Raw genomic sequence first — 22,142 nt, 5'->3', positions numbered from 1 at the left:
GGGGGCATGACGATGCCTCAGCAGCTCCAGGGCCGACTGCGCCTGCCCATCATCGCCGCGCCGATGTTCCTCGGCTCCGGCCTCGACCTGGTCATCGGCACCTGTCGTGCCGGTGTCATCGGGACCTTCCCCGCGCTCAACCTGCGCACCACCGAGGAGTTCGACGGCTGGCTGACCCAGATCGACGAGGCGCTCGCCGAGCCGACCGACTCCGGCCGTGAGCCCGCCCCGTACGGGGTCAACTTCGTCGTGCACCGGACCAACAAGCGCATCGAGGCCGACCTGGAAAAGATCGTCGAGCACAAGGTGCCGCTCGTCATCACCAGCCTCGGTGCGGCCAAGGACGTCGTCGACGCGGTCCACTCCTACGGCGGTCTCGTCTTCCACGACGTCGTCAACGCCCCCTTCGCCGCCAAGGCCGCGCAGGCCGGCGTCGACGGACTGATCCTCGTCTCTGCCGGCTCCGGTGGGCACTCCGGTGGGCTCAACCCCTTCGCCCTGATCGCCGAGGTGCGCACGGTGTGGGACGGCCCGCTCATCCTCGGCGGCGCCCTCAGCTCCGGTCGCGATGTCCTCGCGGCGCAGGCTGCCGGCGCGGACCTGGCCTACATGGGCACGCGCTTCCTCGCGACGGAGGAGTCGATCGTCTCCGAGGAGTACCGCAAGATGCTCGTCGACTCCGGCGCCGACGAGATCGTCTACACGCCCTCGATCAGCACGATCCCGGCCAACTTCCTGCGCGGCAGCATCATCGGCGCCGGGCTCGACCCCGACAACCTGCCGGTCCCGGAGCGCATCGACGTCTCTCACGTGACCAACCCGCACACCGAGGAGGAGCCCCGCAGCACCTCGTCGACGGTCGCGCCCAAGGCGTGGCGCGACGTGTGGAGCGCGGGCCACTCGGTCGCGGGCATCGACGAGGTCCTGCCGGTGGCCCAGCTCGTCGACCAGCTCGAGGCCGAGTACACCCAGGCGAAGGGGGAGCTGCTCGCCGTTCTCGGCGAGTGAGGCGCGGAACGCCCGGCGAAGGGGGTTGCCCCCTTCGTTAGCGTGGGGTCATGACTGAGCTTCCCACCCGCGTCCTGGGGGACGGCGTCTCCGTCCCCGTCCTCGGCTTCGGCACCTACCCGCTGCGCGGTGACGCCGGCGTGCGCGCCATGGTCTCCGCGCTCGAGGCCGGCTACCGGCTCATCGACACGGCGGTCAACTACCGCAACGAGCGCGAGGTCGCCGAGGCGGTGCGCGCCAGCGGGCTCGACCGTGGCGATGTCTTCGTCCAGACCAAGGTGCCCGGTCGCGACCACCGCAGCGCCAAGCACTCCATCAAGACCTCGCTGCAGGTGATGGACCTCGAGTACCTCGACAGCGTGCTCATCCACTGGCCCAACCCGTCGCAGGGCGGCTACGTGCGGGCGTGGGAGGGGCTGGTCGAGGCCCGGGAGGCGGGTCTCGTCCGATCGATCGGCGTCAGCAACTTCACGCCTCAGTACCTCGACGAGATCATTGCCGCGACCGGCGTGACCCCGGCGTCCAACCAGATCGAGATGCACCCGGCCTTCCCGCAGGTGGAGCAGCGCGCGGCCGACGCGGAGCGCGGCATCGTCACCCAGGCGTGGAGCCCGATCGGTCGTGGCGAGGTCCTCGACGCCGCGCCGGTCCTGGCCGCTGCCGAGGCCCATGACGTCACCCCCGCCCAGGTCGTCCTGCGTTGGCACCTGCACCTCGGCTCCCTTCCCCTGCCCAAGTCCGCCGACCCCGGGCGCCAGCGCAGCAACCTCGAGGTGCTCGGCTTCGACCTGTCCGACGCCGAGACCGCGGCGATCACCGCGCTCGGCCGGCCCGACGGGCGACTCTTCGGCGCCGATCCCGTCTCCCACGAGGAGATGTGATGGAGCTGCTTCCACGCCTCGACGCTGATGAGGTGCGCCGTCTGGACCGGGCGCACGTCTTCCACTCGTGGAGTGCTCAGGACCTGATCGACCCGCCGACGATCGTGTCGGCGCGGGGCAGCCGATTCATCGACCACACCGGTCGGGAGTACCTCGACTTCGCCAGCCAGCTGGTCAACCTCAACCTCGGCCACCAGCACCCCGAGCTCATCGAGGCGATCTCCGAGGCGGCCGGGCGGATGGCGACGATGGCGCCCGGTTTCGCCGTCGAGACGCGTTCGCAGGCGGCCGCGATGATCGCCAACAAGGCGCCCGGTGACCTCGACTCGGTCTTCTTCACCAACGGTGGTGCCGACGCCAACGAGCACGCGATCCGCATGGCTCGTATCCACGCTGGGCGGCACAAGGTCCTCGCGGCCTACCGCAGCTACCACGGTGGCACCGCCGCAGCGATGGCGCTGACCGGAGAGCCGCGGCGCTGGGGGAGCGAGCCGTCCTTCACGGGCGTCGTCCACTACTGGGGTCCCTACCCCTACCGCTCGTCCTTCCACTCCGACAGCGAGGAGCAGGAGTGCGAGCGGGCGCTCGCCCACCTGCGCCAGACCGTCGAGGTCGAGGGGCCGGGCCAGATCGCCGCGATCGTCCTCGAGACCGTCGTCGGGACCAATGGCGTGCTCGTCCCGCCGGACGGCTACCTCGCGGGTGTCCGCGAGCTCTGCGACGAGCACGGCATCGTGATGATCGCCGACGAGGTCATGGCCGGCTTCGGCCGGGCGGGCGAGTGGTTCGCGGTGGACCACTGGGAGGTCACACCTGATCTCATCACCTTCGCCAAGGGGGTCAACTCCGGCTATGTCCCACTCGGCGGCGTCATCGTCAGCGGCGCGATCCGCGAGACCTTCGGCCAGCGCCCCTACCCGGGCGGCCTGACCTACCAGGGGCACCCGCTCGCGTGCGCGTCTGCGGTGGCGTCGATGCGCATCTTCGAGCGCGACGACATCATCGGGCGGGCCCGGGCTCTGGGCGAGGACGTCATCGGGCCGGGCCTGCGGGAGATCGCGCAGCGGCATCCGAGCGTCGGTGACGTGCGTGGCCTCGGGGTCATGTGGGCCGTCGAGCTCGTGCGTGACCGTGAGACGCGCGAGCCGCTCGTGCCCTTCAACGCGACCGGTGCCGACGCGGCGCCCATGGGAGAGGTGGCTGCCGCCTGCAAGAAGTCGGGGCTGTGGCCGATGGTCGCCGGCAACCGCGTGCACGTCGTGCCGCCCCTGACGACGAGCGCCGACGAGGTCCGGGAGGGCCTGGCGATCCTCGACGAGGCACTGTCGGTCGCTGACGCACACACCCGGTGACCGCGGCTGACGTGCCCTCGCCGCGGTGGCCGGTCCGGCCGGAGCCCGGCGAGGCCGTGCCTGCCGAGTTTGGCATGTCGGCGTACTGCGTCGCCGATCCTGCGCAGCGGGCGCCCGACCGGGACGCGCTCGTCGTCGTCCACGGTGCTGGTGACGACTCGCGCTGGACCTTCGCGCAGGTGGATGACACCGTCCGCGCCGTGGCCGCCGGACTGCTCGGGCTGGGGCTGGACCCTGGTGACCGGGTGCTGCTGCGCATGGGCAACCGGGCGGAGTTCCCCTTCGTCTTCTTCGGGGCGATCGCGGCCGGCCTCGTCGCCGTGCCGACGAGCTCGCAGCTGACCCCTGCCGAAGCCGCCAGCTTGCTCGCCGACTCCGGCGCGCGGGCGGTCGCCCTCGACCCGGACCTCGAGCTCGCTGTCTCGCAAGGGGTCTCGGTGGTCACGCCCGACGACATCACTCGCTGGGTGGCGGGTCGGGAGCGGGCTGGTCATGACATCGGCGACCCCGACCGTCCGTCCTTCATCACGTACACCTCCGGCACGACCGGCAGACCAAAGGGGGTCGTCCACGCGCATCGCAGCGCCTGGGGGAGGCGCCCGATGTACCGCGGCTGGTACGGGCTCGACGAGGGTGACGTCATGCTCCACGCCGGCGCCCTCAACTGGACGTACACGCTGGGCGTGGGGCTGACCGACCCGTGGGCCAATGCCGCGACCGCGATCGTCCACGACGGACGGCGTGACGGTCAGGTCTGGCCGCGGATCGTCCAGTCGCACCAGGCGACCCACTTCGCGGCCGTGCCGGGTGTCTACCGGCACCTGCTCCGCCACGGTGACCCGAGTGCATGGGACCTGTCCTCGCTGCGGGCCTCGCTCGTGGCGGGAGAGGCGCTCCCTTCGGCTCTGTGGCAGGAGTGGACCGAGACGACCGGGGTGCCCCTGCACGAGTCGCTCGGGATGAGTGAGATCTCGACCTTCGTCTCGGCAGGGCCGGAGGTGCCCGTCAGGGCAGGCAGCCCCGGGAAGGCGCAGCCAGGACGGCGGATCGCGGTGCTCGACCCGGATCTCCTCGACGACCCGACTCCCTTGCCGCGCAACGAGATCGGTCGCCTGGCGGTCCACCGCTCCGACCCCGGCCTGATGCTCGGCTACTGGCGGCGGTCGGAGGAGAGCGCCGAGGTGATGCGGGGCGAGTGGTTCGTCACCAGCGACCTGGCCGAGCTCGACGAGGACGGCTACCTGACCTATCACGGCCGCTCCGACGACGTGATGAACGCGATGGGCTACCGCGTCTCCCCGGTCGAGGTCGAGGACGCGCTGGCCGGGACGCTCGGTGTCGCCGAGGTCGCCGTCACGTCGCTCGACGTCGGTGACGGGGCGAGCGTCATCTGCGCCTGGGTGGTGCCGACGGATGCCACCGCGGATCCAGAGGTGCTGCGCGACGAGGTGATCGAGCGGGCCATGGAGAGACTGGCCCCCTACAAGCGGCCCCGCGAGGTGCGTCTCGTCGACGCCCTGCCCCGGACCGCCAACGGCAAGGTCGTGCGGCGCGACCTACCCGAGTCCTCCCCGGGTGGAGGCGAACGCGCCGACGAATGACCGGCGCGTCGACGTCCACCGGCGGCCGCGAGTTCAGCGCCGCGTCAGTCCCACCCGGAAGCCGACCGGCATGAGCGTCAGCCGTTCGGTGATCGTCAGCTCGTAGCCCGGCTCCGGCGTGAGGTCGAAGCGGTGCAGCAGCTTGGCCAGGACGATCACCGACTCGTGCAGCGCGAACTGGCGTCCGATGCAGGCCCGCTCGCCGGTGCCGAAGGGCTTGTAGGCGTGCGCGGGCCTCGCCCGGTTGTGCTCGGGAAGGAATCGGTCGGGATCGAAGCGCTCTGGGTCCGGCCAGACGTCAGGGTCGCGGTGGAGCAGGGGGATGAAGACGAGCACCTTGTCGTCCGGAGTCATCCGTAGGCCTCCGGGGACGCCGGCCGACCCGTCGGCACCGATGGTCGTCGTCTCCCGGGGCGAGCGAGCGAAGCCCGGTGCGGTCGGCCACAGCCGGAGGGTCTCGTCGACGACCCGGCGCAGGTAGCGCAGCTTGGGCACCTGCTCGAAGGTCGGGTCGACCGCAGGGTCGCTGCCGAGAACCTCGTCGAGCTCGGCACGCACCCGAGCGAGGATCTCGGGCTCGCGGGTGAGGTGGTACAGCGCGAAGGAGACTGCCCCAGAGGTGGTCTCGTGACCCGCGACGAGCATCGTGAGGATCTGGTGACGCACGTTCTGGGCGTCGAGCAGCGCCCCGGAGTCGTCGACGGGCTCGTGCATCATCCGCCCGAGCAGGTCCTCGTGCCGCTCCCCGCTGATCTCCCGGTCCGCGACGATCTGCCGCAGCAGACCGTCGATGTAGCCGTGCCGCGACAACGCCACCTGGTCCTTGCGGCGAACCCTGCGCCTGCCGACGAGCGGCAGTGCCGCGACATTGGACCGGGCGGCGGCGTGCGACATGTCCTGGACGAAGGTTGTGACGAAGGGGTCGACCTCCTCGGTCGCGAAGCTGCCGAAGGTGTGGCTGAAGGCCGCTCGGGCGATCGTCTCGAGGGTGAGCTTGGTCAGCCATGGGGAGACGTCGACGGTCCTCCCTTCGCCGGCAGCGGTGTCCCACACCCCGACGAGCTCGTTCGTCGCGTCGATCATGACGTCGTGGTAGCCGCGCATGGCCGCCTTGGAGAAGGCGGGCATGAGCAGGTCGTGGGCCAGACGCCAGTTGGGCTCGTCGGTCTCTGCGGTGAAGAGCCCGTCACCGACGAACATCCGCAGGTCCTGCACGCCCGGTGCCAGCGCCTTGGTGAAGCGCTTGTCGTCGCAGAGCTCACCGACGAGGTCCACGCCTGACGCGAAGACGAACTTGCGGCCCAGCGCGAGCATCTCGAAGATCGGCCCGAGCCCGACGCCGAGGCGCAGCATGTTCTGCACCGGCTGCGTCGGGTCCATCCCCTTGCGGAAGGCGTCTCCGAGCACCCGACGACGTCCGGGAGGGTGGGGGAGGTCATGCTCGGCCCAGCCCATGCCGGTGTTCGGCGGGAACTGCTCGAGGGTGTCGCTCCCGGGTGCATGAGCCGCAGCGGGAGCGGCAGCGGCAGCGGGTCGGAGCCGGGTGGCCACGTCCATCGGGGCCGTCCTTTCGTCAGGTGTAGTGACGTGGTCCACCGTAGTCCCGATGACACTGCCGACGCGGGGGAGAGACCCTGTCCATCCCCCGAGTGCCCATGGGATGATGGGCGCATGAGCAAGCACACCTACCAGCGCCTCTCGCACCCCCCGACCGGGCCGCACGCCGTCGAGGACCTCGGGCACGCGCAGAACGCCGCCTGGTGGACCGTCATGGTCCTCGGGATCGTTGCCGGTGCCGTCGGCACCTGGGCCGTCGTCGTCCTCAGCCCGCTCCTGGGCATCATCGCGGTGATCCTCGCGGTGGTGACCATCGTCGTCGGTGTCGTGATGTCCAAGATGGGCATGGGGAGCTACACCTACTCCGAGGGTGACACCGCCACCAACAGTGAGTCGCTCGGCATCAAGTGACCTCGTCGAGGGTCGTGCCGATGAGGCGCGCCCTCTCGTCGACGGCCCCCGTGTCGGGCCCGCAGGTGCTCCCGCACGGCGTCCACGAGCAGGTCGCGATGTCCAGCGCGACTGTCGTCCGTTCGCCGCCGCAGGCCGGCGCCACGTGGGTGGGCGGCCTTCGCCCACCTCGGTCCGATGGCACAGGTGAGTCAGATCCAGCTCACCCAGCCGGTCATGACGATCGCGTGGGCGGGGCTCCTCCTCGGCGAGGAGATCACGCCGCGCACCGTCGTCGGCGGTGCCGCCGTCATCCTGTGCGCCGCGCTCGCGGTGCGCTCACGGCGGACGCCGGCCCGCCCCCTTCGTCGCCCGGGTCAGGAGGTCGGGACGTGCTCCTCGATGTCGGCGAGCCAGCGGGTCGCGGCGACATCGCTGGGCATGCGCAGGTCGCCTCGCGGTGAGACCGCGCCACCCGGCAGCACCTTGGGCCCGTTGGGCAGGGCCGAGCGCTTGAACTGGTTGTCGAAGAAGCGCTGGACGAAGACGAGCAGCCACCTGCGGATCTCGGCGAGGTCGTAGGCGCCGCGGTCCTCGTCGGCGACGGTACTGGGCCAGGTCCCCGTGGTCGCGTCCGACCAGGTCTGCTCCGCGACGAAGGCGATCTTGCTCGGTCGGTCCCCGCGACGCAGCACATGGAAGAGCGTGAAGTCCTGCAGGGCGTATGGCCCGATCGTGTCCTGAGTGGACTGGGGCCGGTCCGCGTCCTTGCTGGGGACGAGCTCGGGGGAGATCTCGGTGTCGAGCACAGACAGGAGCGTCTCGGAGACCTCGGGCAGCTGACCGGAGTCGGCGACCCAGTGCACGAGGTGCTGCATGAGGGTCTTGGGCACACCCGAGTTGACTCCGTAGTGGCTCATCTGGTCCCCGACGCCGTAGGTGCACCAGCCGAGCGCCAGCTCGGACAGGTCTCCGGTGCCCAGAACGATCCCGCCGCGCTGGTTGGCGATGCGGAAGAGATAGTCGGTGCGCAGCCCCGCCTGAACGTTTTCGAAGGTGACGTCGTAGACCTCGTCGGGGTGATCGGCGTCGGGGTCGAGACCGTAGGGGTGGCCCATGTCGCGCAGCATCTGCGTCGCGGCCGGGCGGATGTCGAGCTCCTCCCACGTGATGCCGAGGGACTCCATGAGCGCGACCGCGTTGGTCTTGGTGTGATCGCTCGTGGCGAAGCCGGGCATCGTGATGCCGATGATGTCCGTGCGCGGGCGCTCCAGCCGATCCATCGCCTTGGCCGCGACGAGCAGGGCGTGCGTCGAGTCGAGCCCGCCACTCACGCCGATGATGATCTTGGGCTGCCAGTCCGGGCCGCCGATCGCGCGCAGCCGCTGCTCCAGCGCGGAGACCTGGATGTTGTAGGCCTCGTAGCAGTCCTGGGCGAGGCGGGCCTCGTCGTCGGGGACGAAGGGGAAGCGGTCGAGCGGGCGCCGCAGCCCCAGGACGCCGGTCGGCGGGTCGAGTTCGAGGTGGACCTCGCGGTACGGCGCGCTGTCCGTGCCAATGCCCAGGGCGACCCCGTTGTCGTCGAAGCTGCCCTGGCGCATCCGCTCCTGCCGCAGCCGGTCGACGTCGACGTCGACGAGGGTCTCGCGCGGACCGGAGGGGAAGCGCTCGGACTCGCCGAGGAGGTCACCCCCTTCGTAGACCATCGTCTGGCCGTCCCACGAGAGGTCGGTGGTGGACTCCCCTTCGCTCGCGGCGGCGTAGAGGTAGGCGGCGTTGCAGCGCATCGAGGCCGAGCGGGCCAGCAGGTGCCGGTCGTCGGCGCGAGCCACGGTGATGGGAGAGGCGGAGAGGTTGAGCAGGACGGTCGCGCCGGCCAGCGCCGCGTGGTGGCTCGGCGGGACGGGGACCCACAGGTCCTCGCAGACCTCCGCGTGGACGACCAGTCCCGGCACGTCGTCGACGTGGACGAGCACGTCGGTGCCGAAGGGGACGCCGTCGAGCACCTCGGCCGCCTCGCCGCTGGCGAAGGTCGGGCGGAACCACTCGTCGACGATCCCTGCGCCGGCCGCGAAGTGCCGTTTTTCGTAGAACTCGCGGTAGTTGGGCAGGTAGGCCTTGGGCGCGATGCCGAGGATCTCGCCGCGGTGGATGAGGACCGCACAGTTGTAGAGGCGGTTGCGGTGGCGAAGGGGGGCGCCCACCGCGATCAGCGGCAGCAGGTCGGCGCTCTGCTCGGCGAGGTCGATGAGGGCCGCCTCGACATCGCGCAGGAGCACGTCCTGCAGGAGCAGGTCGTCGATGGCGTAGCCCGTCAGGCTCAGCTCGGGGAAGAGCGCGATCGCCGCGCCCTGATCCGCGACATGGCGCACGCGCTCGAGGATCGCCTCGGCGTTGGCGCGCGGGTCGGCCATGGTCACCGGCAGCGTGCACGCGGCGACGCGGGCGAAGCCGTGGCGGTACAGGTTGCGGAAGTCGCGGTCCGTCATGGCCCGAGACTACCCAGCCCGGCGGGCGCTCATGCTCTCTGCGGAGAACGCACCGCTGCAACCATCGCAACGTTCCCTGAGGAGGTCGCGCAGCGATCGTCGCAACGTTCCCTGAGGAGGTCGCGCAGCGACCGTCTCGAAGGGAGGCGCTCGCTCAGTTGTTGACGAGGCGGGTGCGGGTGCCGGCGACCTGCAGCTGGGTGACGGGTTCGTCCTGGAGGTCGGCGGTGGCACCGAGGTCCTGCCAGGCGCCGCCGTTGACGCGGTACTGGCCCACGAGGCGGGCGTCGACCTTGACCGAGCGGGTGCCGGTGGTGGTGTAGGTGTGGCGAATGCCCCCGTCCGGGTAGATGCCGCCGGTGTCCGAGGTCCAGCCGGACGTGCTGCCGTCGCCGTAGGTGTAGCGGTAGTCCTTGGCGGTGATCTTGAACTGGATGGTCCAGGACAGCAACTTTTCGGGGGTGCTGACGTCGCCGGGTTGGAGGTCGTCGGTGTCTGGCCAGTCCGCTTGGTAGTAGGTGGGTAGACCGACGAGTGTCTTGTTGCCGACGGGCTGCATGGACACCGACGGCTTGGCGAAGGGGAGCTCGAGGAAGGCTGAGCGGATCTGCGCGATCGTGGGCACCGGGGGCGGTGGAGGTGTCCGGGGGATCGCGGGGTCATTGACGTCCGGCGGGGCCGGGGTGCCGGGTAGGCAGGTCAGTTGCGGGCCGTACCACTGGTCGGTCCCGACTTGGCGCTGCCAGACCAGACGGGGAGGCCCGGAAGCGTTGGGGTTCATCCTGCAGTCAATGATCGCTGCGCTGCAGGCTGGGTCGAGACCACCACTGGTGCAGGTGGTGAACTTTGCCTCCCACTGCACTGCAGAGGGAGCGCTCACACCGAGAGCTGACTTACCCTTCTTTCTGCCTGCTGACCGTTGTTCGTGGCGCTCGCCGTGGGAAACCCGTTGATCAGTGACGTGGATCTTCACGTTTCGATTCGTCCATTCAGGGACGGGCGGGTCCTTTGCAGCGCTAGCGGGTACTGACCCAAGAATCACCGAAGCAATGGCGAGGGCAGCGATCAAGTGATAATGAACGTGTCGACGACGACCCATGATCCCTCATCCCAGTCGACGTACACGATGCTCTTGTACTTGGTCTCCTTCACATGGCCAACAGCTTCGGCTCCGTCCACGAAATTGTGCGCTTGATCGGTGACGTTTAGGGTCGCGGCCTCATCTGATTTCCCGTCCGTTGTCGTGGCAATCAATGCCAACGTGACTTTTGTCGGAATGCGATCGGCGTGGATGCCTTTGTCGTGGTCCTTATCGATGTCATCTATAAGGCTGTGGCACACGGTGCAGTCTGGCGAGATGAGTTCGCTCAGACCGTTTGTGTCGCCAGATTCCTGAGCTCGTCCGGTCTCTTCCCAGTAGAACTTCGCGAAGGCCACAGCACCCTCCTTCGTGTGCTTCTTGGCAGCGGACGGCAGCTCAGGCGCAGCGTCGCCCCCCTTCGTGCTGGAGCTTGATGAAGACGTCGAGCTCGTCGCCGAGCTCGAGCTGCTCGTCGTCGAGTCGCCGGGCAGAGGGCCGACCGTGGTCGAGCTGGTCTCCTCCCCGTCACCCTCGCCGGCGCAGGCGGACAGGCCGCTGATCGCCAAGCAGGTCGCGGCCATCAGGGCCGCAGGGCGTCGCACCAGTCGCACGTTGTCGTCCTCCCTCGGGCGCCCATCTCGGCGCCTCTCAGGCATCCAGCGTATTGAGATCGGGCCGGTTCGCATCTTGAGTTTCCACAGCCAGCCGTGAGACCTCCGCACCACGTGGGAACTCGGTGGCGTCTGCTCGCGGCACCGGATTGGATGGAGGAGTGCAGACCTTTTCCCTCGCCGAACGCCCCGACCTGCTCGGCGCCTTCTGGTCGATCCCCGGTGACTGGCCGACCTTCATGCTCCAGGACCCGACCTCGGACCGCGCCTACGAGGCTGCGGTCGAGGGCTTCCCGCAGCTGCACCTCGTCGTCATGGACGACGACGTGGCGGTCGCCCGGCTCCATGCCGTCCCGTTCGCGGCGAGCACCGACACCCTTCCGCCCCGCGGGTGGGACTGGGCGCTGCAGCGGGCGGAGTGGCTGGTGGCGAAGGGGGGTCCCCCCGACCTGTCCACCGTCAGCCTCATCGAGGCGCGGGTGGCGCCTGACCGACGCGGCGAAGGGCTCAGTGGTCCTCTGCTCGTCGAGGCCCGACGACGCTATGCGGAGCTGGGCTGCCGGGACCTCTTCGGCCCGGTCCGTCCGACGCGCAAGGCGCTCGAGCCGCGCTCCGGCGCGGACGAGTACGCGCGCCGGGTGCGCGATGACGGGTTGCCGCAGGACCCGTGGCTGCGGGTGCACGCACGGCTGGGTGGCCGGATCGTCGAGGTCGCGCCGCTGTCGATGACGATCCCCGGGACGCTGGTGCAGTGGCGTGAGTGGACCGGTCTGCCCTTCGACGCGGACGGCCCCGTCGACGTCGAAGGGGGTCTCGCCCCCGTCCACGTCGACATCGCCAACGACCACGCGGTCTATGTCGAGCCGAACGTCTGGGTGCACCACGACCTACGTGGTGCCTGACCCGACCCGTGCGCCCCATCGACGAGCTCGTGGCTGAGGCACCGAGGAGCGGCCATCGTGGGGATGCTCCGCCCTGCTGGCTCAGCTTGGTCTCAGGAGCGTTGTCGGAGTCCACTGCCAGAGTAGGACGCATGTTCGATGAAGAGCTGACCGAGGTGGAGACGTCCTTCCGGGGACTGGGCAGGGCGCGGACGGGGGTGCGCGAGCGGGGGAGCCGAGCCGATGAGCAGGCGTTGACCGATGCGTTGCGCGCGACGGAGCGCCTGAGACGTGCGGCGGACGCGCTCGAGCTGACGGTGCTCGGCCAGACCGTGCGGTTCGAGGACCAATGGGGTGCGGACGGGGTCTACCGCCAGGTCCAGCTGCCAGCAGGGCAGGTGGGGGAGTTCGCCGCCGAGGCGGTCGCGGTCGCCACCAAGGCAGGGATCTTCGAGGCGGGCGAGCGGTGTGACCTCGCGGCGCGGGCGGTGACCGACCTGTCGTGCCTGACCGATCTGCTGGCGGAGGGGCGGATCCGGGCCAGGGCGATGGGCCTGGTGGCCAAGGAGACCCGTGAGGCCAGCGAGGAGGCGGTGGCAGCGGTGCTCGAGCACCTGCTGGCGCCCCTTCGTGGCAAGCCGGGTAGCACCCGCATCGAGGACCTGGAGGAGCGGGAGCTGCGCAAGGCTGTCCGCAGGGTCCTCGAGCGGGTCGAGCCGGAGCTGTTGCAGGAGAGAGCTGCCCGCAACCGGCGCCAGGCGGTGGACGTGCGCTTCAGCGAAGGGGTGGTGGGCACGGCCGACATGCGCGCGACGCTGCCGACGGAGGACGCGCTCGTGCTCAAGGAAGCGATCGAGCAGGCAGCCGCCGCGCGCCGCGCGCTCGACCCGTCCCTGACCGCTGCCGCCTCCCGGGCTCATGGTCTGCTCGACCTGGCGCTGCGGGGCGTGGAGGTCCGGGCTCTGGTGCGGCTGGGGATCCCGGTGGTGACGTCGGCGGCCTCCCGGTTGACCTTCGCCCCCTTCGCAGGCGGCGAACGCGGCGGGAGCAGCGAGCTGGCCGTCGCCCTGCACGGCCCAACCGTGCGGGAGGGCCGCTTCGTGACCGGCGACGGTGCCGACCAGGTCGAGGTCATGGCCGAGGAGTGGGCCGGCGGGGCGGTGGCCTCGCAGGTGCCGACGACGCTGGGTCCCGGCGGGCAGGCGGCGTGGGTCGGTGGTTGTGACATCCCGGGGGTCGGCTTCATCCCGCCCGACGCGGTCGCGGCGATCACGGCCAACCTCGAGACCAAGGTCTCGCGGGCGCTCATCGACGCTCGCACGGGGACGCTCGTGGAGACGAGCAACCCGCGGTACGTCGTCACCGACTCGATGCGCGAGTTCGTCGCGGCGCGCGACGAGACCTGCCGCATGTGGGGCTGCAACCGTCGACTGATGACCGGCTGCACCGAGGACAACGCCGACCTCGACCACGCGATCGAGTGGCCGCAAGGACCCTCCTGCCCGGACAACCTGTCGGGGCTGTGCCGCCACCACCACCGGCTGAAGCACTCACCGGGGTGGACGCACACCCTCCATGAGGACGGCCGCACCGAGTGGACCAGTCCCGCCGGGACGGTCGTCGAGACCTTCCCGGCGCTGTGGGTGCACGTCGGGGACGAGTGTTCGCCCCCCGAGGAGGGGGCGAACATGCGGGATGAGGCCTGGGGAGCTGGCGACGACGAGCAGCTCGCCGCCTTCCACGCTGCCAACCTCTCCCCTGTCGCCGCGTCGATCTTGCCCCCCACGCAGGGGGCGAAGGCCGACTTCGAGGAGCCGCGTTTCTGAGCGGGCCGCGGCCTCCCGCTACGTTGGGCCAATGCCGACCGACGACCGCAAGACCAAGCCCACCGACACGTCCGTCGTCGAGCTCCTTGCCGCCGTCGCCGACGAACGGCGTCGGGTGGATGCCGAGACCGTGCTGGGCCTCATGCGTCGGATCACCGGGGTGGAGCCGGTGGTCTGGGGCCCGTCGATGATCGGCTTCGGCACCCAGCCGTACACGACGGCGGACGGCAAGGCGCGCGAGTGGTTCCGCATCGGTCTCGCCCCGCGCACGGCGGCCCTCACGCTCTACGGCCTGACCTTCTACGGCTCCAACGCGGACCTGCTCGAGCGGCTGGGCAAGCACACCATCGGCAAGGGGTGCCTCTACGTCAAGCGGCTGTCCGACGTCGACGAAGGGGTCCTCACCGACCTCATCGAGCGGGCCTGGGCCGAGGGCGCTGCGGATGCCTGACATCATCTGGCCGCGGACGGCCGGCCCCCTGACCCTGCGCCCTCCGACGGTGCCGGACATCGAGCAGGCACTCACCTGGCGCAACAGCCCCGAGGTGACGTGCTGGCTGCTGCGCACCACCGTCGACCCCGGGACCTATACGCGCAGCTGGCTCGAGGAGGACCCGGACAGCATCGGCGTCGCCGCGCACGTGGACGGGGAGCTCGTGGGGACCGGCTCGCTCGACATCGTCGACGCCATGGGGCAGGTGCACGCCGGCGAGTCGATCTGGCGCCGGGCCCAGGCCGGCATCGGCTACACCATCGACCCCGCGCACGCCGGTCGCGGGTACGCGACGCACCTGGCCCGGGCGCTGCTGTCGATCGCCTTCGACGACCTCGGGCTGCACCGGGTGACGGCTGGCTGCTTCGCCGACAACACCCCTTCGTGGCGGGCCATGGAGCGCATCGGCATGCGACGCGAGCAGCACGGGATCAAGGACTCGTGGCACGCCGAGCTCGGCTGGCTCGACGGGTACACCTACGGGATCCTCTGCGAGGAGTGGGCCGAGGTGTCAGGGGCCGAGGTGCGAGCCGACGAGTAACCGTTCCCGGAGGCCGTGACCCCCGATCGATGCCGACCCGATCAGCGTCCTTCGACCGGTTGTCCTCCACCCAGGGAGGCCCGGTCGACCGCGGCCCGACCGGAGATCCACCCTTCGCCATCGGTGACGGCGGAGGCGCGCTTCATCCGCAGGTACGGGAAGTGCTGGTCCACCGCGTCGTCGACGGCCTCGCGTCGCTCCTCGAGCAGTGGCACGAGCTCCACGCCGGAGCCGGACAGGGACTCGGAGCCGGAATCGGAGACGCGCCGCTCACCAACCACCGTCGCGACCTCGGCATCGGCGACCTCGCTCAGCCGCTCGCTGATGCGGTGGGCGAAGGCGGCGAGGAAGGAGCGCCGGAAGGCCGCGGTATGGGAGCGGCCGCGAGCATCGGTGCGGGTGCCGTGCTGGGCCATGGTGGACCACCCGGGAGTAGTTGGCGCGATCCCGCTGAGGAGCGAGACCTTGGGTGACTCATAGGGGTTGTCGTCCCCCAGCCTGCGCATGGCACCACTCGGGGTCGACCGTGGCCCTCGCGTAGCGCTCGAGCACATGGGCCATCGCGTCGCCCAGGAGCGCGTCCGCGGGAGGCTTGGTCAGCCGAGTGACCAGTCGGTGCAGGTCGATCGGCTGCCAGTCGCGGTCAAGGCCTGGCCGACCCGGTCGGTGAGGATGCTCAGGATCGCCCACCCGGCACAGTCCCGGTCGTAGCCGGTCTGGGTGTCGGCGACCAGATGACGGGTCAGCGCTCGGGCGCGGGCGCGGTGCCGGTCGGACCACGCGCTGGCTGCCTCCATGACCTGGTCGGCAAACCTCCCGATGTCTGCGTCGCGGTCCCGCTCGATCCCGAATGCCGTCACGTCATCCCCTGCGTCTGGTGTTGGGGCAACGGTGCCACGTCCCACCGACCGTGCGCAGACGGCCTGTGGACGAAGGGGGTGGCCGCCGGCCCGCGGATGATTCGTCCGCGTGTATACCTCCACCCGACGAAGGGGGCGTCCCTACTGCCGACGGGCGCTCGCCGCCGCGATCTGCTGCAGCAGGCCCACCGCGAGCCGGGCGGCCTCGTTGGTCTTCGCGACCGGGGCGGTGAGCGCCACGATGTCGCGCACCGGGTTGGGGTTGGTCAGGCGCAGTCGGCGCACGGTCTTGGGGATCGTGCGGGCCGCGAGGTCGGGGATGACGGTGATACCCACGCCCGCCGCGACGAAGGCCGTGGCCGTGTAGTGGTCCTGGGCCTCCACCGTGTACCGGGGCCTGAACCCTGCTGCGCGACAAGCCCGGTCGACCATCTCCTGGGTGATGCCGGCGGAGATGTCGTTGCTGATCCACTTGTCGTCGGCGAGCTCGGCCATCTCGATGCGCCGCCGACCGGCAAGTCGGTGGTCGGCCGGCACGAGCGCGACGAAGTGGTCGGTCATCAGCGGCGTGACGTCGTAGCCCGGACGCACCGATGTCGTCGGGTCGTCGGGCACGACGTCGATGTCGACCGGAGGGGCCTGGCCGGGTGGATAGCCCTCGGTCAGCACCATCTGCAGGGTCAGCTCCGGCAGCTTGGTCTGCAGGCGCTTGGCCAGCTGCGGCATCCACCGGTAGCCGGCCGAGGCGAAGTAGCCGATCGACAGCTCTCCGGTCCCGCCGTCGCGCAGGTCCTCGACCACCGCGTCGACCCGCTTGAGCTCGGCCATGAGCTGCTCGCTCTCCGCGGCGAGCGTGTGGGCGGCCGGCGTCGGCTCGATCCCGCGGCCGTGACGGGTGAAGAGTGTGAGGCCGGTCTCCTTTTGCAGTGAGGAGACCTGCTGGCTCACGGCCGAGGGGGAGATCCCCAGGTGTCCGGCCGCTGCATTGACCGAGCCAGAAGCCATGACAGACAAGAAGATCCGCAAGCGGTGGGCATCGACCATGCGATCCACCCTAGCCCACAGTTAAGCAAACCTGCACGAACATCAGGAAAAGTAAATTGGATAAAAATAGTTGATGCGGCCACCATTGAGGACATGGAGAAGCTCTGGATGACCTACATCAACGCCCTTCGTCCCGCCGCCAACCGCCACTGGGGTGCCGGCCCGGACTCAGACCACACCCGCATGGCCGCGGAGCTCGCCGTCATGTCCCAGGACGACACCCGCCGAAAGCAGGACCCCATCGACTCCGCGACGTCGGCGCCGCAGTACCACGCGCCCTACAACAACCAGATGAGCGACCGCTTCCACCCCGTCCTCTCCACGCGCTGAGCGCGACCTGCCGGGGGTGATCCAGCCCGGGCACGACGAAGGCCCCGCACCGACTTGGTGCGGGGCCTTCGTCATGTGCTGGTTGGAGGGGGACGCGCTGACCACTCGTCGGCGCGTCCACCTCCACCCGGCGAAGGGGGCGGCGGCAGGGCTCAGCGGGTGCCGACGTGGTCCTTGATCACGACCGCGCGGCCGGCCTCCAGGCGCGCCACGGGGACGCGGAAGGGGGAGCAGCTCACGTAGTCCAGGCCTGCGTTGTGGAAGAAGTGGATCGACTCGGGGTCGCCACCGTGCTCGCCGCAGACGCCGGTCTTGAGGCCGGGCTGGGTCGCGCGGCCCTTGTCGACACCGATCTGCACGAGCTCGCCGACGCCGAGCGCGTCGAGGGTCTCGAAGGGGGAGATCGTCAGGACGCCGTTCTCCAGGTACTTCGGGAAGAAGGCCGTCTCCACGTCGTCGCGGGAGAAGCCCCACGTCGTCTGGGTCAGGTCGTTGGTGCCGAAGGAGAAGAAGTCGGCCGTCTGCGCGATGCGGTTGGCCGTCAGCGCCGCGCGGGGCAGCTCGATCATGCAGCCGATGGGGATCTCGATGGCCTGGTTGTGGGCCTCGGCCACCTCGGCGATGATCGCCTCCGCCTGGGCGCGCACGATGACGAGCTCACGGTTGGAGCCGATCAGCGGGACCATGATCTCCGGCTGCGGGTCCTTGCCCTCCTCTCGCAGGCGCACGAGGGCCTCCGCGATCGCGCGGATCTGCAGACCGAAGAGGCCCGGGATCTTCAGCCCGAGGCGCACGCCGCGCAGACCGAGCATCGGGTTGGACTCGTGGATGGAGCGCACCGCGTCGCGCAGCGCGCGGGTCCGCTCGACCTCCGGTCCGCTCTCGCCGCGCTCGTCGGCCAGGGCGACCTCGACCGTCAGGTCGGTCAGGTCGGGCAGGAACTCGTGCAGCGGCGGGTCGATGAGACGGATCGTCGTCGGCAGCCCGTCCATCGCGGTGAGCAGATTGACGAAGTCCTCGATCTGCGCGGGCAGCAGCTCGGCGAGGGCGGCCTCACGGTCCTCGCCGCTCTCGGCGAGGACGACCCGCTCGATCTGCTGGCGCCGCTCGCCGAGGAACTGGTGCTCGGTGCGGCACAGGCCGATGCCCTCGGCGCCACGGTCGCGGGCGCGCTGGGCGTCCTCGCCGTTGTCGGCGTTGGCCCGCACCTTGAGCCGGCGACGCGTGTCGGCGTGGCGCAGGACCCGGTCGACGGCCTCGATGAGCTCGGTGGTCTCGTCGTCGTCCGCGATCGCGCGGGCGGCCTCGACGCCCTCGGAGATGTAGGTCATGACGGGGGAGTCGACGACGTGCACGTCGCCGAGGAAGACCTCGCCGGTCTTGCCGTCGATCGCCAGGGTGTCGCCCTCGCGGATGACGTGCTCACCGACGCGGATCTCCTTCTTGGCCCCGTCGACGATCAGGTCCTCGGCGCCGACGACGGCGCACTTGCCCATGCCGCGGGCCACGACGGCCGCGTGCGAGGTCTTGCCGCCACGTGCGGTGAGGACACCGGCCGCGGCGATCATGCCGGGCAGGTCCTCGGGGGAGGTCTCGCGGCGCACGAGGATCACCGAGCTGCCCTCGGCCTGTCGGGCCACGGCGCTCGCGTTGTCGAAGGCCACGGCACCGACGGCGGCACCCGGGGAGGCGCCCATGCCGGTCGCGATGAGGGTCCGCTCGGCCTCGCGGTCGAACTGCGGGAAGAGCAGCTGACCGAGCTGCTCGCCGGTCACCCGCTCCAGGGCCTCGTCCATCGTGATGAGGGCCTCGTCGACGAGCTGGGTGGCGATGCGGAAGGCCGCACCCGCGGTCCGCTTGCCGACGCGCGTCTGCAGCATCCACAGGGTGCCGCGCTCGATGGTGAACTCGATGTCGCACAGGTCGCGGTAGTGCGTCTCCAGACGGCGCATCGCAGCGCGCAGCTCCTTGTACGCCTCCGGGTCCTGGTCCTCGAGGTCGGTCAGCGCGAGGGTGTTGCGGATGCCTGCGACGACGTCCTCACCCTGGGCATTGGGCAGGTAGTCGCCGTAGACGCCGGAGTGGCCCGAGGAGGGGTCACGCGTGAAGCAGACGCCGGTGCCGGAGGTCTCGCCGAGGTTGCCGAAGACCATCGCCTGCACGTTGACCGCGGTGCCGAGGTCGTCGGCGATGCGCTCGCGGCGCCGGTAGAGCTGTGCGCGCTCGGTGTTCCAGCTGCGGAAGACGGCCTCGATGGCCAGGTCGACCTGGCGGCGGGGCGTCTGGGGGAAGGGGTTGCCGGTCTCGTCGAGGACGATCTGCTTGTACTCGGCGACGATCTGCTTGAGGTGGTCGGCGGTCAGGTCGACGTCCGCGGCGACCCCGGCCTCCTCCTTGTGCCGGTCGAGGACGTCGGAGAACTTGTCCGAGTCGACGTCGAGCACGGTCTTGCCGAACATCTGGATCAGACGACGGTAGGAGTCCCACGCGAAGCGCTCGTCGCCGGCGAAGGAGGCCAGCGAGTGCACGGTGTCGTCGTTGAGCCCGACGTTGAGCACCGTGTCCATCATCCCGGGCATGGAGAACTTGGCTCCGGAGCGCACGGAGAGCAGCAGCGGCTCCTCGGAGTCGCCGAGGGTGCGACCGATGAGGTCCTCGACGTCACGCAGCCGCTGGGTCACCTCGACCCGGACCTCGGGCGGCACGCGCCCCTCGGAGAGGTAGGCGCGGCAGGCCTCGGTCGTGATCGTGAAACCGGGCGGGACCGGCAGACCGAGCTTGACCATCTCGGCGAGGTTTGCACCCTTGCCACCGAGCAGGTCCTTCTGGTCGCGGTCGCCTTCGCTGAACATGTGGACGTACTGAATCACCGGGGGGCCTCCCATACGCGTGCGCGGAACCCGCCCACTATGACAGGCGGCATGCCCATCGTCGTGGTCGGTTCCGCTGGGGGGCCGATCAGGCCCGGCCGGGCTCGCTCTCCAGCTCGCTCTTGAGCCGGTCCAGGGTGCGTCGGATGTTCTTCGGCTGGAACTGCGCGAAGGTGCGTCCGCCGGTCGCGGCCTTGTCGAAGACCCGCGCCACGGCGTCGGGCCAGCGCCGGTCGTCGGTCCACGTCTCGGTGACGAGGGTCCCCCCTTCGGCCTCCTCGAAGCGGTACTCCCAGGTGGCGATCCGGGCGGGGAGAACCGGCTTCTTGCCACCGATGCGGTGCACGCGGAAGGCGAAGCGCTCTCCCGGGTCTGCCGCGGTGACCGTGCACTGCGTCGACCAGCGGGCGCCGCCGCGCTTGTTGGTGCCCACGAAGGAGGTGCCGACCGCGATCGGCGCGGTGCCGGTGGTCCGGCCACCCGTGTTCTCCGGGCTCCACCGACCCATCTGGGTGATGTCGCTGACCGCCTCCCACGCGGTCAGCGGGCTGACGGCGATGGTGACGGAGTCGGAGACGGTGCGGGTTCGGCTCATGCCGTCACCGTGTCACAGGTCGAGGCCGCTGCCGTCGAGCCGGTAGGTCTCCCACTCGGTCTGGGGCGTGGCACCGATCGACTCGTAGAAGGCGATGGAGGGCGCGTTCCACCGCAGCACGGTCCACTCGAGCCGGCGGAACCCGCGCTCGCGGCACTCCCGGGCGAGCTCGGTGATCAGGGCCTTGCCCAGGCCGGACCCGCGGTGGCGCGGCTCGACGAAGAGGTCCTCGAGGTGCATGCCGTTCTTGCCGGTCCACGTCGAAAAGGTGAGGAACCACAGGGCGATCCCCGCGACGTGCCGCTCCTTGCCGTCGCCGGCCTCGGCGACGTGGCAGTAGGCGGTGGGCTCTCCCTTCGACGGGAAGAGCGCGGCCGTGAAGTCTTCCTCGGTCGCCTCGACGGCGTCCGGCTCCTTCTCGTAGGCCGCGAGGTCCTGGACGAGACGCAGGATGTCGGGGATGTCCGCGGTGGTGGCCGGGCGAATGTCGGGGTGGCTCATGGGGAAGATTGTGCCCTTAGTCCAGCGTCGTGCGACCGCGATGGATGCGAAGGGAGAGGAAGAGGACGATCAGCCCGGCCACGGACAGGCCGGCACCGACGAGCGAGGGGGCCTGCCAGCCCCAGCCGGCGGCCAGGACGAGCCCACCGAGCCACGCGCCGAGCGCGTTGGCGACATTGAGTGCGGCGTGGTTGCCGGCGGCGCCGAGGGTGCGCGCCTTGCCGGCGACCTCCATCAGGCGCAGCTGGAGCGCCAGGACGAAGGCTGAGACCGAGATGCACACGAGGAGCAGGACGATCCCTGCCGGGATCGCCCAGTTGGCGGCCCAGGCGAAGGCAGCCAGCGAGGTCCCGGTCGCGATCGTCGACCCGACGAGGGTCCCGAGGACGGAGCGGTCGACCAGGCGGCCGGCGATGACGGTGCCGACGAGCCCGCCGACCCCGTAGATGAAGAGGTAGATCGGCACGGCGTCCGCGGGCAGGCCGGTCTGGTTGCGCAGGATCGGGGAGATGTAGGAGTACATGGCGAAGACGCCGCCGAAGCCGATCGAGCCGATGAGCAGGGTCAGCCACACCTGCGAGTCCTTGAAGGCGGCCAGCTCGCTGCGCACGTCGGCCTCGGTGTCGGCCGCCTGGTGGGGGACGACGGTGCTCACGAGCACTGCGGTGAGGATGCCGATGCCGGCGACCAGCCAGTACGCGGAGCGCCAGCCCGCCTGCTGCCCGAGCCAGGTCGCGAGCGGCACGCCCGCGACATTGGCGATCGGGATGCCGAGCATGATCCGGCTGACCGCCCAGCCGCCGCGCCCGACGGCGACGATGTCGAAGGCGACGATCGAGGCGATGCCGAAGAAGGCACCGTGGGGGATGCCGGCGACGAGGCGCGCGAGCATGAGCAGCTCGTAACCGCTGGCCATCGCGCTCAGCGCATTGCCGATGGCGAAGAGGACCATGAGCGCGACCAGCAGCTCGCGACGGGGCAGTCGGTTGCCGAAGATCGCGATCGTCGGGGCGCCGATGACGACCCCCAGCGCGTACGCGGAGATCGTGTGCCCGGCCTGCGGGATGCTCGTGCCGATGCCGTGGGCGATCTCGGGCAGGAGCCCCATGGTGACGAACTCCGTCACCCCGATCCCGACCCCGCCGAGCACGAGGGCCGTCAGGGCGATCCCGACCCGCCCGCCGGCGTCTGGGGACGAGACGGATGGCGAAGGGGGAATCACCGCACCATC

General features: G+C 70.3%; 21 protein-coding genes and 2 pseudogenes. 12 read left to right on the top strand and 11 right to left on the bottom strand.

Annotated features, from left to right (window positions below; genetic code table 11):
- Positions 1–6: 6 nt before the first annotated feature.
- The 5 genes and pseudogenes from JLI01S_RS05845 to JLI01S_RS17790 all read left to right on the top strand — a co-directional run bounded on the left by JLI01S_RS05845 (position 7) and on the right by JLI01S_RS17790 (position 4,842).
- A complete protein-coding gene (locus tag JLI01S_RS05845) occupies positions 7–1,008 on the top strand; it encodes an NAD(P)H-dependent flavin oxidoreductase (protein ID WP_068261442.1) in 1,002 nt (333 codons plus the stop codon).
- Positions 1,009–1,058: 50 nt separating this feature from the next.
- A complete protein-coding gene (locus JLI01S_RS05840; RefSeq protein WP_068261437.1) occupies positions 1,059–1,889 on the top strand; it encodes an aldo/keto reductase in 831 nt (276 codons plus the stop codon).
- Positions 1,889–3,241, top strand: a complete 1,353-nt coding sequence (locus JLI01S_RS05835; RefSeq protein ID WP_068261432.1) for an aspartate aminotransferase family protein — start codon at positions 1,889–1,891, stop codon at positions 3,239–3,241. The genes JLI01S_RS05840 and JLI01S_RS05835 overlap by 1 nt, the downstream gene beginning before the upstream one ends.
- A 74-nt stretch (positions 3,242–3,315) precedes the next feature.
- A pseudogene (locus tag JLI01S_RS05830) lies at positions 3,316–4,386 on the top strand (class I adenylate-forming enzyme family protein); the annotation flags it as partial.
- Entirely contained in the window at positions 4,384–4,842 is a 459-nt protein-coding gene (locus JLI01S_RS17790; protein WP_439645561.1) for an AMP-binding enzyme, read from the top strand. The pseudogene JLI01S_RS05830 and the gene JLI01S_RS17790, both read left to right, overlap by 3 nt.
- A gap of 33 nt (positions 4,843–4,875) precedes the next feature.
- Here the strand turns inward: JLI01S_RS17790 and JLI01S_RS05825 are convergent, their stop codons facing one another.
- Positions 4,876–6,399: a cytochrome P450 gene (locus JLI01S_RS05825; protein ID WP_218005465.1), complete on the bottom strand. Its 1,524-nt coding sequence runs from the start codon at positions 6,397–6,399 to the stop codon at positions 4,876–4,878.
- 114 nt (positions 6,400–6,513) lie between these two features.
- Here JLI01S_RS05825 and JLI01S_RS05820 point away from each other — a divergent pair, with 114 nt between their 5' ends.
- Positions 6,514–6,810, top strand: coding sequence for a hypothetical protein (locus tag JLI01S_RS05820; protein ID WP_068261429.1), 297 nt, complete (start codon positions 6,514–6,516; stop codon positions 6,808–6,810).
- Between the two features lie 177 nt (positions 6,811–6,987).
- Positions 6,988–7,062 (top strand): annotated as a pseudogene (locus tag JLI01S_RS17785) (hypothetical protein); the annotation flags it as partial.
- Positions 7,063–7,166: 104 nt separating this feature from the next.
- On the opposite strand, the gene JLI01S_RS05815 reads toward JLI01S_RS17785, so the two are convergent.
- The 3 genes from JLI01S_RS05815 to JLI01S_RS16875 form a co-directional block, all read right to left on the bottom strand.
- A complete protein-coding gene (locus tag JLI01S_RS05815; RefSeq protein WP_068261426.1) occupies positions 7,167–9,278 on the bottom strand; it encodes an NAD(+) synthase in 2,112 nt (703 codons plus the stop codon).
- A 154-nt stretch (positions 9,279–9,432) separates the two neighbouring features.
- Positions 9,433–10,059, bottom strand: a complete 627-nt coding sequence (locus JLI01S_RS05810) for a hypothetical protein (protein WP_084349225.1) — start codon at positions 10,057–10,059, stop codon at positions 9,433–9,435.
- Positions 10,060–10,343: 284 nt separating this feature from the next.
- A complete protein-coding gene (locus JLI01S_RS16875) occupies positions 10,344–10,961 on the bottom strand; it encodes a DUF6318 family protein (protein WP_169797293.1) in 618 nt (205 codons plus the stop codon).
- Between the two features lie 170 nt (positions 10,962–11,131).
- Between JLI01S_RS16875 and JLI01S_RS05795 the strand changes: the two genes are divergently transcribed.
- The 4 genes from JLI01S_RS05795 (at position 11,132) to JLI01S_RS05780 (ending at position 14,711) form a co-directional block, all read left to right on the top strand.
- Entirely contained in the window at positions 11,132–11,872 is a 741-nt protein-coding gene (locus JLI01S_RS05795; RefSeq protein ID WP_174521306.1) for an N-acetyltransferase, read from the top strand.
- A 131-nt stretch (positions 11,873–12,003) separates the two neighbouring features.
- Entirely contained in the window at positions 12,004–13,677 is a 1,674-nt protein-coding gene (locus JLI01S_RS05790) for an HNH endonuclease signature motif containing protein (protein WP_068261411.1), read from the top strand.
- Positions 13,678–13,708: 31 nt separating this feature from the next.
- Positions 13,709–14,128 carry a DUF1801 domain-containing protein gene (locus tag JLI01S_RS05785; RefSeq protein ID WP_068261409.1) on the top strand — a complete coding sequence of 140 codons (420 nt, stop codon included), beginning with the start codon at positions 13,709–13,711 and terminating at the stop codon, positions 14,126–14,128.
- Positions 14,121–14,711 carry a GNAT family N-acetyltransferase gene (locus JLI01S_RS05780; RefSeq protein WP_068261405.1) on the top strand — a complete coding sequence of 197 codons (591 nt, stop codon included), beginning with the start codon at positions 14,121–14,123 and terminating at the stop codon, positions 14,709–14,711. Before JLI01S_RS05785 ends, JLI01S_RS05780 begins: the two co-directional genes overlap by 8 nt.
- A 41-nt stretch (positions 14,712–14,752) precedes the next feature.
- Here the strand turns inward: JLI01S_RS05780 and JLI01S_RS05775 are convergent, their stop codons facing one another.
- From JLI01S_RS05775 to JLI01S_RS05765, 3 genes are all read right to left on the bottom strand, one after another.
- Complete coding sequence (locus JLI01S_RS05775) at positions 14,753–15,217, bottom strand: hypothetical protein (protein WP_157074841.1); 465 nt, start codon at positions 15,215–15,217, stop codon at positions 14,753–14,755.
- 90 nt (positions 15,218–15,307) lie between these two features.
- The gene (locus JLI01S_RS05770; RefSeq protein ID WP_068261399.1) at positions 15,308–15,571 is read right to left on the bottom strand and encodes a hypothetical protein; all 264 of its coding nucleotides are present in this window, start codon (positions 15,569–15,571) and stop codon (positions 15,308–15,310) included.
- A gap of 141 nt (positions 15,572–15,712) precedes the next feature.
- Positions 15,713–16,615, bottom strand: a complete 903-nt coding sequence (locus tag JLI01S_RS05765; protein WP_068261396.1) for a LysR family transcriptional regulator — start codon at positions 16,613–16,615, stop codon at positions 15,713–15,715.
- Positions 16,616–16,708: 93 nt separating this feature from the next.
- Between JLI01S_RS05765 and JLI01S_RS05760 the strand changes: the two genes are divergently transcribed.
- Positions 16,709–16,945 (top strand): hypothetical protein, encoded by a 237-nt coding sequence (locus JLI01S_RS05760; RefSeq protein WP_068261393.1) that lies wholly within the window; start codon positions 16,709–16,711, stop codon positions 16,943–16,945.
- A gap of 152 nt (positions 16,946–17,097) precedes the next feature.
- On the opposite strand, the gene ppdK is transcribed toward JLI01S_RS05760, so the two are convergent.
- The 4 genes from ppdK to JLI01S_RS05740 all read right to left on the bottom strand — a co-directional run bounded on the left by ppdK (position 17,098) and on the right by JLI01S_RS05740 (position 22,133).
- Entirely contained in the window at positions 17,098–19,815 is a 2,718-nt protein-coding gene (ppdK, locus tag JLI01S_RS05755) for a pyruvate, phosphate dikinase (RefSeq protein WP_068261391.1), read from the bottom strand.
- Between the two features lie 88 nt (positions 19,816–19,903).
- On the bottom strand, positions 19,904–20,410 hold the full coding sequence (locus JLI01S_RS05750; RefSeq protein ID WP_068261389.1) for an SRPBCC family protein: 507 nt from the start codon (positions 20,408–20,410) through the stop codon (positions 19,904–19,906).
- A gap of 12 nt (positions 20,411–20,422) precedes the next feature.
- On the bottom strand, positions 20,423–20,911 hold the full coding sequence (locus tag JLI01S_RS05745) for a GNAT family N-acetyltransferase (protein WP_068261387.1): 489 nt from the start codon (positions 20,909–20,911) through the stop codon (positions 20,423–20,425).
- Between the two features lie 16 nt (positions 20,912–20,927).
- Positions 20,928–22,133: an MFS transporter gene (locus JLI01S_RS05740; RefSeq protein ID WP_068261384.1), complete on the bottom strand. Its 1,206-nt coding sequence runs from the start codon at positions 22,131–22,133 to the stop codon at positions 20,928–20,930.
- Between the last annotated feature and the right edge of the window lie 9 nt (positions 22,134–22,142).

The sequence above is a fragment of the Janibacter limosus NBRC 16128 genome (genome assembly GCF_001570985.1).
Taxonomy (GTDB): Bacteria; Actinomycetota; Actinomycetes; order Actinomycetales; family Dermatophilaceae; genus Janibacter; species Janibacter limosus.
This window is presented reverse-complemented; position numbering and strand designations above follow the sequence as displayed.